Annotated in this window: 12 protein-coding genes; 7 read left to right on the top strand and 5 right to left on the bottom strand. The window is 56.5% G+C overall.

Annotated features, from left to right (window positions below; genetic code table 11):
- Positions 1-34: 34 nt before the first annotated feature.
- On the top strand, positions 35-1,333 hold the full coding sequence (locus tag KF784_09130) for a HEAT repeat domain-containing protein (GenBank protein MBX3119215.1): 1,299 nt from the start codon (positions 35-37) through the stop codon (positions 1,331-1,333).
- Between the two features lie 182 nt (positions 1,334-1,515).
- Complete coding sequence (locus KF784_09125) at positions 1,516-1,899, top strand: hypothetical protein (protein ID MBX3119214.1); 384 nt, start codon at positions 1,516-1,518, stop codon at positions 1,897-1,899.
- 140 nt (positions 1,900-2,039) lie between these two features.
- On the opposite strand, the gene KF784_09120 is transcribed toward KF784_09125, so the two are convergent.
- The 3 genes from KF784_09120 to KF784_09110 are packed head-to-tail and all read right to left on the bottom strand — an operon-like array spanning position 2,040 to position 3,474.
- Positions 2,040-2,627: a PEP-CTERM sorting domain-containing protein gene (locus tag KF784_09120; protein MBX3119213.1), complete on the bottom strand. Its 588-nt coding sequence runs from the start codon at positions 2,625-2,627 to the stop codon at positions 2,040-2,042.
- 16 nt (positions 2,628-2,643) lie between these two features.
- On the bottom strand, positions 2,644-2,790 hold the full coding sequence (locus tag KF784_09115; protein ID MBX3119212.1) for a hypothetical protein: 147 nt from the start codon (positions 2,788-2,790) through the stop codon (positions 2,644-2,646).
- A gap of 33 nt (positions 2,791-2,823) precedes the next feature.
- A complete protein-coding gene (locus KF784_09110) occupies positions 2,824-3,474 on the bottom strand; it encodes a PEP-CTERM sorting domain-containing protein (GenBank protein MBX3119211.1) in 651 nt (216 codons plus the stop codon).
- Positions 3,475-3,739: 265 nt separating this feature from the next.
- Here KF784_09110 and KF784_09105 point away from each other — a divergent pair, with 265 nt between their 5' ends.
- From KF784_09105 to KF784_09095, 3 genes are all read left to right on the top strand, one after another.
- Positions 3,740-6,229, top strand: a complete 2,490-nt coding sequence (locus KF784_09105; protein MBX3119210.1) for a leucine-rich repeat domain-containing protein — start codon at positions 3,740-3,742, stop codon at positions 6,227-6,229.
- Between the two features lie 17 nt (positions 6,230-6,246).
- Entirely contained in the window at positions 6,247-7,155 is a 909-nt protein-coding gene (locus KF784_09100; GenBank protein ID MBX3119209.1) for a hypothetical protein, read from the top strand.
- A 70-nt stretch (positions 7,156-7,225) separates the two neighbouring features.
- Positions 7,226-7,636 carry a hypothetical protein gene (locus KF784_09095; protein ID MBX3119208.1) on the top strand — a complete coding sequence of 137 codons (411 nt, stop codon included), beginning with the start codon at positions 7,226-7,228 and terminating at the stop codon, positions 7,634-7,636.
- Positions 7,637-7,670: 34 nt separating this feature from the next.
- On the opposite strand, the gene pdxH is transcribed toward KF784_09095, so the two are convergent.
- Together pdxH and KF784_09085 are read right to left on the bottom strand one after the other, a co-directional pair.
- A complete protein-coding gene (pdxH, locus tag KF784_09090; GenBank protein ID MBX3119207.1) occupies positions 7,671-8,309 on the bottom strand; it encodes a pyridoxamine 5'-phosphate oxidase in 639 nt (212 codons plus the stop codon).
- A 174-nt stretch (positions 8,310-8,483) separates the two neighbouring features.
- Positions 8,484-9,422 carry a hypothetical protein gene (locus KF784_09085; protein MBX3119206.1) on the bottom strand — a complete coding sequence of 313 codons (939 nt, stop codon included), beginning with the start codon at positions 9,420-9,422 and terminating at the stop codon, positions 8,484-8,486.
- An 85-nt stretch (positions 9,423-9,507) separates the two neighbouring features.
- Here KF784_09085 and KF784_09080 point away from each other — a divergent pair, with 85 nt between their 5' ends.
- Positions 9,508-11,352, top strand: a complete 1,845-nt coding sequence (locus KF784_09080) for an ABC transporter ATP-binding protein (GenBank protein ID MBX3119205.1) — start codon at positions 9,508-9,510, stop codon at positions 11,350-11,352.
- Between the two features lie 553 nt (positions 11,353-11,905).
- Positions 11,906-13,150, top strand: a complete 1,245-nt coding sequence (locus KF784_09075) for a Glu/Leu/Phe/Val dehydrogenase (GenBank protein ID MBX3119204.1) — start codon at positions 11,906-11,908, stop codon at positions 13,148-13,150.
- The last annotated feature ends 138 nt before the right edge of the window (positions 13,151-13,288 follow it).

The raw sequence follows: 13,288 nt of genomic DNA, 5'->3' as shown, positions 1-13,288 counted from the left end.
AGCTTGCTGGACCGTCTGCTAAATGGGAGCCATCATGGGAACTGCCGCAACTGCAACTGCCTGTTTCTTTCTGGCGCTTTCTCAGACGCAGTTCAACGCGGAGGTCGACAATCTCTGTAAGGCGTATCCCAATGACAAGACCGTCGCAAAGTACGGTGCGAAGGCTATCGAGCCGCTTGAAGCAGTACTTCGAGGCACTCGTCCGGGTAAAAAAATTGGCTGCGCCAGAGCTCTCGCCATGATCGGCCCGCCTGAAGCACCCAAGCTTTTTGCCAGTCTTCTATCATCTTCAGACAAGGAAGATCAGCTAGCGGGGATGTGCGGCTTGGGTGTGTTGAAGGACCCACGCGCCGTCCAGATAGCAATTCTCGAACTTGAAGCGGGGCGCAATGAACTGCTGGCGATGGACGTCCTTGCAAATTGCAAAGCAGAGGAGGGCATTCCCTTGCTTATCGAGCGCCTTGCCAGGGACCCTGCTTTCGATACTTATGACAGCCTTCATGCTGTATCTATTTCGCACAGTACAGGCCTTGTCGCAGCTATAGCGCTTGGTCGATACGGCAAAATCGCTGTCCCAGAATTGAGACTTGCTTTGGAAAGCAGGAATAAGACTATTCGCTACCGAGCCGCGCAGGCGTTGCAACATATCCCAGACAGCGGCTTAGCCTCGAAACTGATTGCTCTATATGAGCAAGACCCCGACATACAAGTATCGTCTGCAGCGATCCTGGCAGCAGCAGCTACTGGCGATAAGCGGGTGATCTCTGCAGTGTTAAGGAGAGTGGATAAGCGTAATGTCGGAGCCGACCTCCTTGCCTTAGGAATGGCAGGTGGAGACGAGCAGATTCCGATTTTGGAAGAGTACCTATGGAAGGCTGAGCTTGGTGCGGCAGAAGGACTTGCCGCGATGGGTAGCGACAAGGCGCACAAGACTCTTGAGAAAGCTCTTTTGAACAGTCCAGAAGAGTCAGCGATTGGCAGCCACGTCTCGGACGCACTTGCCCTGTACCCGAACTTCAAACTTGCACCTGCAATGGTACAGGCTTTGCGTCTGGGACGCGGCGATCCTTGGTCCCTCCAAAGGATACTCGCGAATTTTGGGGTCAAAGTCATTCCCCTGCTTCAGCCAATGATCGATTCGTCAGACGAGCAGATTCAATTATTCGCTTGCAATATCGTATGTATGATCGATGACGTTCGTGCTTTCTCAGCAGTTTGGAAGTTAGCTCGGGACTCTAAGCGTATTTACTCGACTGACGCAAGGTGGCGGCTTGGCCAGCTCATTTTTGGGAACAAGCCCTTTCCCGAAGACTGGTTCAGTCGCAAACTCTAGCTGGCTCCAGGGTTGTTAGACCCATGCTGACCCTAGAGACTTTTCTTCACTGTTCTGGTACCATCGCAGCGTTACGATTCACAGCCTTGGAATTCGCTTGAAGCCTTCTGCCTAACGGCCGGTTCTCACTACGAACTCAATGCCCACAGAACCGGAACAATAAAATATCAGGAGGCCATACCATGGCAACAAAGACACTTTACGTCGGAAATCTTCCGTACTCCACTTCCGAGTCCGATCTCGTGAATCATTTCAGCGCATACGGCGGCACAAACGCTCGCATCATCGAGGGTCGCGGCTTCGGCTTCGTCGACATCGATGCCGATCAGCTTGAGGCAGCCGTTGCCGACAAGAACAACAGCACCATTGACGGTCGTACAATCACTGTGAACGAGGCACGCCCGCGCGAGCCCCGATCCGGTGGTGGTGGCGGCTACGGTGGCGGCGGACGTTCGGGCGGAGGCGGCGGCTACGGCGGCGGCGGACGTTCGGGCGGCGGCGGCGGTTACGGTGGCGGCGGACGTTCGGGCGGCGGTGGTCGTTCGGGCGGCGGCGGACGCTGGTAAGTTCCGACACATAGAATTGAGAATCGGGCTGTGCTCAGTAAGAGCACAGCCCGTCTTTTTGTTTGGGAGCGGGTTGCACATTAGCTGTCGGCCAGCAGCTATCAGCTATCAGATATAGAAAGTCTGAGATGGAAAGAAGCTTATCTCTTCCTTTTTCGTAGCAACGCCAATGCGCCAAAACCAAGAACTGCCATCGTAGCAGGCTCGGGCACGGCCTCCACCACAAAAGCCGTGTGAACGGAGCTCGGTGCATTGCCTACGTCGTTCCAGGTTGCAAGTCGGTTATTGCCTTGAGCAAAGAACGAGAGCCAGTCTTCCGCTCCTCCCCAGTTGTTCGGCTCTCCGCCTGCCCAGGAAGAAAAGCCCCAAGCCTCGCCGGTCACCCAAGACCAGCCGCCGATTGGCTCGGAAGATCCGGGCACTTGAAAGCCGCCAAGGTACGGACCTTCGTTGTTGCCTGCGCCGTCGATCGCCCAGAATTGCGGCGCATCGGCGAGCGAAAACACAAAGGCGTTTTCTGCGGCTGAGGTAATCGTCGCTAGAGTTCCACTCATGCCGTTTGGCGCGACCATTCCTTGCGCGGCAGCGCTTGCCGCTCCCCAAGATCGATCAGGGCCAGAGATGAGCACCACGTCGTAGAAGTGGCCGTTGCCCGACCATTGCACCCAAGCTGCCTGCGAAGCTGCCGCAGCGACCGTGCCGATTGCTATCAAGATAACTTTTTTCATAACTCCTCCTCGAAATTCACAAGAACAAAATTCGGCGGTCGCCATCGCCAGCCGCAAGGGCATGTTTGACTTCTGCCTCTGCAAAGGAGTCTACGAACCGACCGTGAAACAGCGTGAAAGTTGCGCGAAGGCGGAGCATGGCATCAAAAAAGCCGGATGCCATTAGCATCCGGCTTTCAAGTGAATTGCAGATTGCTTACTTGCTTCGGCGTCGGCGGATCAGCGCGAGCGCGCCTACACCAAGGATCGCCATGGTTGCGGGTTCAGGGACCGCGTTGAATGTTCCTGAGTAAGTATTCTCGTGCACGGCACCCTGGGCCATCAACTGCGTCAGCGTCTTTCCAGGGATGAACTGTGTCGAAAGCGTCACCGTGTGAGTGTTCGAGTTTACAAACTCGATTAAACCGGCGTTTGATCCTGTGTAGCTGATATTCGACAGGTTAGTGTTTCCGTTGACGTTCAAACCGGACTGCGTGCCGAACGTAAAGACGTCCTGCCAGTTCAGGTCTGCCGTGAGCGTGTCCAAACCATCGAAGATGCTGAAAGATCCCGTTCCGCTGACTGGAGCAGTTTGTACGCTTCCATTGATCGTGATCGCACCAACCGTAAACGTGCCGCCGATATTGCCCTTCAGACCGTTGAGCGCTCCGTTGCTGGAGTTGCCAACGACAAAGTCAAAGCCGTTGCCCGCAGCAGGGAAAGTGATCGTGCGAGCGTTGTCGCCATCAAATCGAATCAGTGCGCTCGGGTTACCCGGCTCGCTCACAAAACTAAAACTCAATGCGTGAGACATTGCCGGCGCTGCGAACAACACCATCATTGCACCAAAAATAAGATTCCTTTTCATATATCCAACCAACCTTTTTAATTCCCACGTCATCGGGGCAATCTAACAGGGTAAGTCTATCAGATTGATAGATGTTCCCGGGAGATTGAGACGCGAACTTCGTGCCAATTGGTCCTTATCGTCGGGGTTTCTGGTGAAATTGCCAGTTAAGATTTGGAAATTGGGCCAGATGCTGGAAAACGAACACAGATAACCTTATGCCGTTTACAAGCTAGACTCATTGAATCTATGATGGGTGTCGTTGTGCCGCTCGTATAATAGTCCAATGGATGGGGCGGTGAACAGAAAGGGACAAAAGAGGAGACTGATTCTTCTAAATGATTCTGCGCTTCGTGTCAATGAAGCGCTTGAGGCAGAACAATTTGAGCTGGAGCGGCGGCTGCAGCCCGTGTGGGAAGCGATTCTTGACCCCAAGACCAAGACACCCTTTTCCGTCATGTTCAGCGGCGGTTGGGGCACGGGCAAGACTTCTGCGATGGCGTGGATGGATGCCTTCCTCAAAGGGAAAAGCAAAGACGCGGGAGTGAAAGTGGACACCTGCTGGTTTCACCCTTGGAAATACCAAGAGCAGGAAGACGTTTGGAAGGGCCTGATTGCGGAGGTCATCATTGCTTCGGTCAAATTCGGAGACTCTAATACCGAGAAAGCGCTCAAAGCCGCTAGGCGTTTTGGGGCCTTTCTAGGTGGGGCATTTGTGCGAACTCTCGGTAGCCTGCAGCTTGAAGCGAAAGTCAGTGACCCTTCCGATTCATTGGGAGCATCGGCCACCCTCGACATGAAGGAAGCCCTCAGTGGCATCATGGATGAATACAGCAAGCACGTCACTCCGCAGGCCGCTTATTTCAATGCTTTCGAGCACGCCTTGGCAGAGTGGATTAAGCTTTACTATTCCGAGAAAAACTCGCGCATGGTCATCTTCATCGACGATCTTGACCGTTGCCTGCCGAACATCGCGCTGCAGGTACTTGAGGCGATCAAACTGTACTTGAACATCCCCAATGTGGTCTTTATCGTTGGCGTGGACAAGTTGGTGATCGACGCCATCGTCACCAAGCGTTATGAGGACATGGTTGGTGAAGTACGCCTGAAGGACGGGATGGAAGCGAAGGCTAAGCAATATCTGGACAAAATGTTCCAGGTTGAGGTTCACATCCCGCCTAGCGACCATGCCGTCGTCAAGTTTGTGACGGCGCAGCTTGAAGGTATGCCTTTCTGGCTTGAGCTTTCTGAGGAGCATCGCGGAATCGTCAAGGACGTGTTGCAGGGAATGGCAGGGCTCAATCCGCGCGCGGTTGTCCGTGCGATCAACTCGGCGATCGTCGGGACGGGCAGACAGGGGGCACAAGATGTGGAAAGCAGCGACCGCTCGCTCCTGCTGGCGCAGGGGATGCAGGATGCTTTGATCCGACAGGTTTGTTCGGGTCTTGATACGAAGAAGCTGTGCACTGAAGCTGGATGTGAAACCTGCCCTGACCCAACTGAACTGATCCTCCATCGATCAGGCCGCAATTTCCTCCGCGCTTGGAGTCGCGCTGTCGCTGGTGGCGGGAAATCGCTTTACTTAGTCCATAGGTCGAGCGAAGTGGCCCGCACCACTCCAGATGAGATCTCTGAGCCTGTTCGCCATAATCAGGGCACGAAAAAGGCGGGTGATAAAGAGTCGACTGAGGCTGAAAACAGAGAGCGGCATCTAGATGCGGTAGCAAAAGCGCACCGCGAATACAAGCCGTTTCTTTATGTGGAGTTGCTCGGATACCTTGCCCGCATCCAGTTTCCTGAAGAAGAAGGTGAGGAGGCTTCGGTCCCTAGAACTCGCGAACTTACGGATGAGGAGAGGCTGGAAATATTGCGTCCATTTCTTGCGAGGTCCTTACAGGTAGCGCCGAGCGTAATCACAGTTGACGATGCCAAGCGCATCATGGTTCTTAATCTTGAGTTCGACGAGGAAGTGTCTGACTCCATTCTTGAGTCATTTTCCTTCCTTAGCCAGTTGCAGACGCTTCACCTTTCCGGGACTCAGGTCTCGAACCTTTCCGGGCTTTCCTTCCTTAGCCAGTTGCAGACGCTTCACCTTTCCGGGACTCCTGTTTTGGACGTTTCCGTGCTTGCCTCCCTGACACAGCTGCAGACGCTTGACCTTCAAGACACGCCTGTTTCGGACGTTTCCGCGCTTGCCTCCCTGACCCGGATGGAGAACCTCAATCTTTCCTATACGCGGGTTTCTGACGTTTCCGCGCTTGCCTCTCTTACCCGGCTGGAGAACCTCGATCTTTCCTATACGCGGGTTTCTGACGTTTCTGCGCTTTCCACCCTGACCCAATTGCGGAAGCTCGATCTTTCCTATACGCGGGTTTCTGACGTTTCTGCGCTTTCTTCCCTAACCTTGCTTAACGAGCTTTACCTTCACAAAACTCGGTTTGCTGATGTCTTAGCGCTTACCTCTCTGACACGGTTGCAGTGGCTTAATATTTCGGAGACTCAGGTTTCTGATGTCACTGCGCTTTCTTTTCTGACCCAACTTATTGCGCTGTCCCTTTCCGGGACATCGGTTTCTGACGTTTCCGCGCTTTCCGATCTGACCCAACTCAGGACACTTTATCTTTATGGTACGCAGGTTACTGACCTCTCTGCGCTCGCATCCCTGACCGAATTAAAGGAGCTTTACCTTTCCCATACCCAGATCGACAGGCTGTCATTGACCGACGGCTACAAAGCCCTCGTCAAGAAAGGCGTCATTATCCATGATATCCGATAATTTCTCTCCATTGCCTCATGCCTGAGCTGCCTGATATCACCATCTACGTCGAAGCGTTGGGGGAGCGCATCGTCGGGCAGCCGCTGGAGCGGCTCCGCATCTTCAGCCCGTCGCTTCTCAAGACCGTTTCGCCTAGCTCGAAGGACCTTGAAGGCCAGTGGGTGACCGGGGTTGAGCGGCTGGGCAAGAAGATCGTCGTCAGCTTCCACAGCGGGAGCCTGCTGGTTCTTCACCTCATGATCTCGGGGCGGCTGCTGTGGTTCGACACGCCGCCAAAAAGCTTCCGACCGGGAGGGAAGAGCACACTCGCGGTGGTCGAATTCCCCAGCTCGCACCTGCTTCTCACAGAGGTCAGCACCCACCACCGCGCCTCGCTCTGGATTTTGAAGAGCAGGGAAGAGCTGCCCGCGCTCGACCCCGGCGGGATCGAGCCGTTGGAGTGCTCGCTCGATGAGTTTCGACATGCATTGACGAGGGAAAACCGAACCCTGAAAAGAGCCCTCACCAACCCCAAAGCCTTTAGCGGCATTGGCAACGCCTACTCCGACGAAATCCTTCATGCGGCGCGGCTTTCGCCTGTTCGGCTGACGCATGCCCTCAAAGACCCAGAAATCGAAACGCTCTACAAAGCGACGCAGGAGACGCTGGTTCACTGGACCGACGTCCTGCGCAGGCAGTTCAAGGGAAAATTCCCAGGAAAGGGGAAGATCACGGCCTTTCGCCCGGATTTTGCCGCGCACGGGAAGTACGGCAAGCCTTGTCCGGTTTGCGGCAAGCCGATTCAGCGCATTCGGTATGCCGAGAACGAGACAAACTATTGCGCCGTATGTCAAAACGAGGGACGCCTGCTCGCCGACCGATCTCTGTCGCGCCTGCTGAAGGACGATTGGCCGAAGACGGTGGAGGGGTTGGTGGGGGAGGGGTGAGCGATCAGACGTGGGGCGTGAGGCCCAAGGCCCAACGCCTAACGCCTAACGCCTAACGCCCAACAAACTTATGAAAGAATTCACCAGCCATTCAGGACCCTGGGTCGGGCAATCGATTCAGGAGGGGTTTCGTCTCACTGAGAAGATCATGATCCTCTTCTCGGGGAACCACTTTGTGGGCGAAGGTACCGATGTCGATGGCGACTTCAACCTTGAGGGTGAATACGACCCTTCGGACCAGATGGTAAATATCGTTCGTCGGTACACACGCGTCACTCGAAACGAAAACCAAGTCGGATATCCGTTCATTTACATTGGAAAGTGGAACGGCTATGAGGTGACGGGACGCTGGATGATGAGCACAAGTCCGGCTCAGGGTGGCCCTTTTGAGATGTGGCCCGAGAGCGAAGAAGAGGCTCAAGAGCGCGCAATTGAACAGCATGTTCTCGAGCAGGAGTTGGTGATTGGCCCAGCGAGATAAGCATGTGCTCGACTTCATCTGTATCCGGCTTGGGCTACGGAGCTAGCCGTTGAATCACCCAGCCGTTTCCGTGCAGCCGATACTCAAAACGGTCGTGCAGCCTTGCTGGGCGGCCTTGCCAGAACTCAAACAGGCTCGGTATGAGCCGATAGCCGCCCCAGTTTTCCGGGCGTGGCACCGAATCTGTGCTTGCCTCACTCAGCTCCTCGACCAACTTTTCAAGCTCTATCCTTGAAGCGATTGGTCTGCTTTGCGGGCTTGCCGCCGAAGCGACCTGGCTTTCGTAGGGTCGGCTCGCAAAGTAGGCGTCCGACTCTGCTGCTGCCACCTTTTCGACACGTCCCTCCACCCGAACCTGCCGCTCCATCTCAGGCCACCAAAAGGTCATGCAGGCTCGCCCGTTGCCGGAAAGCTCCTCCGCCTTGCGGCTTTGGTAGTTGGTGTAGAAGATGAGTCCGTGGTCCAGCCCGCGCAGGAGGAGCATCCGCCCGCTAGGCTGTCCGTCGTGGCTCACCGTGCCCAGGCACATCGCGGAAGGTTCGGGATGTCCGGTCTGACGTGCGGCCTCGATCCATTCGCGGAGCATCAGGATGGGGTCCGGCCCGAGCATAGATTCGTCCAGGCTCAGACTGGCGTATTCCTTCCGCGCGCCGATATAGGCGTCTCCGCTCATGGGGAAAGGGTACCGCTTGTTTGTAAGGGGTGTAAGGAGTAAGGGTGGTAAGGGCGGCGGTTCTGAACGATGAACGATGAGGGATGAGGGATGAGGGGCGAACGATGAACGATGGGTGCGAGCACGAAAGCGATCTGTCGCTGAGCAACCTGCCAACAACTTGCCAACCACCTGTCAGTCTCCCGCCAACTCCCGATAGAAAACCAACTCGCCCGACTCTCCTTCTGCTGAACCCTGGCTCGGCACGAAGTAGGAGACGGCCATACCCGGCTTGCCGTTTGGCAGGGTGAGAGAAGTGACCGACGGATTGGCGAAAGAGGTCGAGCCCTTGTGAGACTTGATGGCAAGCTGCTGCCACTCCCCAGACTCCTTAAGCAGAAGAATTCGCCAGGACGCCCAGTCGTGCTTCCTCAGCTGCCCCTCCAAAATCGTCACTCTCCGACCGCCATAGGCGAACTGGTCGCGGTCCCCGATGTTGCCGCGATAGGTCGATTCCAGCGCCTCATTCCAAACGGCAAACGGCTTGCATTGCCAATCCTTAAACCCAGCCAGCGTGCCCGAAGCCTGACGGTCCACGTCCCGGTTTCGATAGTAGTGGAAGCCGATCTCCAGCAGGGTCTCCTCCCAGGGCAGGTCCCGGCTTTGCGGGCGGATGTTGGGCGTTCCCTCAGCGGCTGGAGAGAGCGTGCGCGGAATGTCGAACGTCTTGGCGGGCTGGGCCGACTGCAGCCGATCCAGGCTGTCGTACCCCGCAACGTGAATCCAGTTGCCTTCCGGACCGTCCTTCTCCCAGGCCAGAATCCACCGCTTGCCGTACCGGTAGATCGTCCCTTGATGCGCGTGGGAGTCGAGAGTGACGACGTGCTTCCAGTTCAGCAGATCGCTCGATTCGACTAGGCGCAGCTCGAACACGCCGTCTTTGAGCGAATGGTGTACGCCGATGTAGCTCTTGGGGCCGACCTGCTCGACTTTGAGACAGTCCAGCCCTGCGCCCTTGTCGTCCTTGGCGGCATAGCGATAGCCGTCGGCCTTGGTCACGTCGCTGAGAATGTCGATGAGGGCTTTCTCGTCCAAGCTTGGCGCGGAGAGCATTAGGGCGAGCAAGGCAAGCATCTTCCTATCTTACTCAGTAGACAAGTGTCCCAGTGCCTTGCTTCGGCGCCGGGTAGTCTCAGCGAACGTATATGAGGGTGATTCTTTGATTCGAAACGGCGGCGGAAGCTCGGGGGGTGAGCAGCCGGCGAAGGTTGACCGCGCGATCATGCGCCGCGTTTTCGGGCTGTTTTTGCCCTATAAGCGCGACGTGATCCTTACCGGCATCGCCGTTCTGATCGGCGTTCTGCTGGGTATCGTTCCGCCCTACTTCGTCCAGATCATCATCGACGACGGCATTCAGTATAAGAACCTGAACGTCATCGCCACCTATTCGCTCATGACCGTTCTGGTCGTCCTCGCGGGCGCGGGCATGACGCTGCTGTACGGCTATTGGAGCGTGGTGATCGGGCAGAAGATCATGTGCGATCTTCGTCTGAAGCTCTTTACCCACCTGCAGAGCATGTCGCTCAAGTTCTTCACGAACACGCGCACGGGCGACATCCAGACCCGCCTCATCAGCGACGTTGCCGGAGTTCAGACCGTCGTCAGCAACACCTTCACCGACCAGCTTTCGAACATCGCGATCGTCATCTCCACGGCAACGGCGATGTTCATCATGGACTGGAGGCTCACCCTGCTGAGCGTGGGAATGGTGCCGTTCTTCGCAGTGATCGGGCAGAAGGTCGGCGACTATGCCAGGAACGTTCGCACGGGTGTGCAGGAACAGACCAGCGAACTGAACTCGATGATGCAGGAGACGCTTTCCGTCAGCGGAATGCTCCTCACCAAAACCTCCGGCGATGCCCGCGTGATGATGGAGCGGTTCGACAAAGAGAACAAGGAGCTTGCGCGCTGGCAGGTGAAGGCGTCCATCGTGATGTACCTTTTCTTCGGGATGATCCGGCTCATCACCCAGCTCGCGCCCGCCTTGGTGTACTGGCTGGCGGGGTTGCTCCTGATCCGCAATGGAGACACGAGCATCACCGTCGGTATGCTGGTCGCGTTTACCGGTCTGCAGGTGCGGCTCTTCTTCCCCCTGACCGCTTTGATGGGCGCGCAGGTCGAGATCATGAGCTCGTTTGCGCTGTTCTCCCGCATCTTCGAGTACATGGACCTCCCGCGCGACGTCAAGGACGTCGAAGGGGCCAGAGACGTGGATATGGATCGCGTGAAGGGCGAGATCGAGTTTCGGAACGTCTCGTTCAAGTACGAGGAGGGGCAGGAGTCGAACACGCTCAGCGATGTCAGCTTCGACGCCAAGCCGGGACAGCTGATCGCGCTGGTCGGGCACAGCGGAGCGGGAAAGACCACGCTCACTTATCTCATCCCCCGACTCTACGACCCGGACCAGGGGCAGGTGCTTTTGGACGGTGTGGACCTGCGCGACTACAAGGTCGATTCGCTGGGCAAGCTTTACGGTGTGGTGACGCAGGAGACCTACCTTTTGCATACCACGATCAAGGAGAATCTGCGCATCGCCAAGCCCGACGCCACCGACGAAGAGCTTGTGGAGGCCTGCAAGGCCGCTGCGATTCATGACCACATCTCTTCGCTCCCCGAAGGCTACGACACGGTTGTAGGCGAGCGCGGCTACAAGCTGAGCGGAGGCGAAAAGCAGCGCATCTCCATCGCCCGCTCGATCCTCAAAAATCCGAAGATTCTTATCCTCGATGAGGCGACATCCGCGCTGGACACGCATTCGGAAAGGCTCATTCAGGGGTCGCTGTCGAAGCTGATGGAGGACCGGACCACCTTTGCGATCGCCCACCGGCTTTCGACCATCGTCGCCGCCGATCAGATTCTCGTTCTGGAGAAGGGACGGGTCGTGGAAAGCGGCACGCATCAGGAGCTGCTGGCGAAGAAAGGGGTCTATGCACGGCTCAGCAAGGATCAGTTCTTCGACGAAGGCGATGAGAAGACGAGCGAGCCTGCGTCGGTGGGTGAGTAGGGGCCATCGACCTCGATGACCGAGAGCCTTTGGACACTGAGGACAGTGTCCCTCCAGCGCAATGGCAAGCAGACGGTCTGCGCCTGCAGATTCCTCTCCCTTGAGGGAGAGGCCGTGAACGAAGAGAACGGGGTGTCGAAGATCCCGCGTGCGGGGAGGGTGCCGAAAGCCTATAACCCCGCCCTCAGTTCGCTTCGCTCACTGGTCCCTCCCCACTGGGGAGGGAAGGATTGGGTCGCTGCATCCTCTGGACTAGGCTGGAGGGTCATCGTCCTCGATGACCGAGAGCCTTTGGACACTGAGGACAGTGTCCCTCCTGCACGTTCAAGATGTCGCGGCAGTCATCCCTTCCCCCTGCGTTTAGGGGGAAGGGACCTGCGAACGAAGTGAACTGAGGGATGGGGGTTGCGCACGATGTGCCGCGAGCTTAGGCCGGAACCCCCACCCCCTGCCCCTTCCCCCTCGCTTCGCAGGGGGAAGGGAAGGATGCCCCCATTCAAAAGACCATAGTCCACGCCTAGAAACTCGGGAAGATAGTATTCTGCAGAGCGACATGCAAAACCCGTTTGCCATCGCCCAAGCGCAGCTAGACCAAGCAGCAGAACTCCTCAATCTTCCCCCAAACGTCCACCAACTCCTGCGCGAGCCAATGATGGAGCTTCATGTGCAGATTCCCGTGCGTATGGACGACGGCTCCACCCGAGTTTTCAAGGGTTTTCGCGTGCAGTACAACGATGCGCGTGGCCCGTGCAAAGGCGGCATCCGCTTCCACCCGGAAGAGACGGTGGATACCGTCCGTGCGCTGTCGGCGTGGATGACCTGGAAGACGGCGGTCGTCGACATTCCCCTCGGCGGGGGCAAGGGCGGCGTGATCTGCAACCCCAAGGAGCTTTCGGAAGGGGAGCTTGAGCGGCTGAGCCGGGGATACATGCGTGCGGTCGGACACAAGATCGGCCCGGTCGTGGACGTGCCTGCGCCCGACGTTTACACAACCCCGCAGATCATGGCGTGGATGATGGACGAGTACGAGAAGATGAACGGACATCATGCGCCTGGAATCATCACTGGCAAGCCTCTTGAGCTCGGCGGTTCTCCAGGTCGAGGAGACGCTACGGCGCGGGGAGGGATGTATACGCTCCGAGAAGCCGCAAAGGCTGTAGGAGTTGATCTATCAACCGCCAAGGTCGCAATCCAAGGATATGGGAACGCGGGTATGCACGCGCACGAATTAGTGACTTCGATGTTCGGTTCTACGGTCGTTGCAGTGAGCGATTCAAGGGGAGGCATTTTCAGCGCGAGTGGTCTTCGACTAAAGGATGTTATGGAACACAAGTCGAAGACGGGCTCTGTCGTTGGGTTCAAGGGGAGCAAAACGATCACGAATGAGGAGTTGTTAGAACTGGATGTCGAAGTCCTCATCCCTGCCGCACTAGAAAACGCGATCACGGCCGACAATGCGGGCGATTTCAAGGCGAAGATCATTGCGGAGCTTGCTAACGGGCCCACAACCCCGGAAGCCGATGACATCCTACACAGTAATGGCGTTTTTGTTATCCCCGACTTTCTCTGCAATGCTGGCGGTGTGACGGTCAGCTACTTTGAACAGGTTCAAAACGCCTCGCTTGATCGCTGGAAGATCAGCTATGTTCACGAAAGGTTGGATGAGATCATGACCGATGCCTTCGGCGCCGTCTACTCCATGCGACAGGCTAAGAATGTCCACACACGTCTTGCCGCCTACCTTGTGGCTGTCGAGCGCGTGGCTGAGGCCTGCAGGATCAGGGGATGGGTCAAGTGATTTTGGATTTTGGATTTTAGATTTTGGAATGTATCCGCATTCGGGCTTTCCGGTGTAGAGTGTTCAGCCAAGCATGACAGACATTCCATACCACTCCCAAACAACCTTTATCCAAAATCCAAAATCTAATAGCCCCCA

Source organism: Fimbriimonadaceae bacterium (assembly GCA_019638775.1).
In the GTDB taxonomy this organism is placed as follows: Bacteria; Armatimonadota; Fimbriimonadia; order Fimbriimonadales; family Fimbriimonadaceae; genus JAHBTD01.
The sequence above is the reverse complement of the archived record's forward strand: the minus strand, read 5'-3'. Positions and strand labels throughout refer to the sequence as shown.

Coding starts and splice junctions, on each gene's coding strand:
- KF784_09125 (MBX3119214.1), top strand. CDS start 1,516: ATGGCAACAAAGACACTTTACGTCGGAAATCTTCCGTACTCCACTTCC.
- KF784_09095 (MBX3119208.1), top strand. CDS start 7,226: ATGAAAGAATTCACCAGCCATTCAGGACCCTGGGTCGGGCAATCGATT.
- KF784_09115 (MBX3119212.1), bottom strand. CDS start 2,790: ATGGCATCCGGCTTTTTTGATGCCATGCTCCGCCTTCGCGCAACTTTC.
- KF784_09075 (MBX3119204.1), top strand. CDS start 11,906: ATGCAAAACCCGTTTGCCATCGCCCAAGCGCAGCTAGACCAAGCAGCA.
- KF784_09130 (MBX3119215.1), top strand. CDS start 35: ATGGGAACTGCCGCAACTGCAACTGCCTGTTTCTTTCTGGCGCTTTCT.
- KF784_09110 (MBX3119211.1), bottom strand. CDS start 3,474: ATGAAAAGGAATCTTATTTTTGGTGCAATGATGGTGTTGTTCGCAGCG.
- KF784_09085 (MBX3119206.1), bottom strand. CDS start 9,422: ATGCTTGCCTTGCTCGCCCTAATGCTCTCCGCGCCAAGCTTGGACGAG.
- KF784_09105 (MBX3119210.1), top strand. CDS start 3,740: ATGGATGGGGCGGTGAACAGAAAGGGACAAAAGAGGAGACTGATTCTT.
- KF784_09100 (MBX3119209.1), top strand. CDS start 6,247: ATGCCTGAGCTGCCTGATATCACCATCTACGTCGAAGCGTTGGGGGAG.
- pdxH (MBX3119207.1), bottom strand. CDS start 8,309: ATGAGCGGAGACGCCTATATCGGCGCGCGGAAGGAATACGCCAGTCTG.
- KF784_09120 (MBX3119213.1), bottom strand. CDS start 2,627: ATGAAAAAAGTTATCTTGATAGCAATCGGCACGGTCGCTGCGGCAGCT.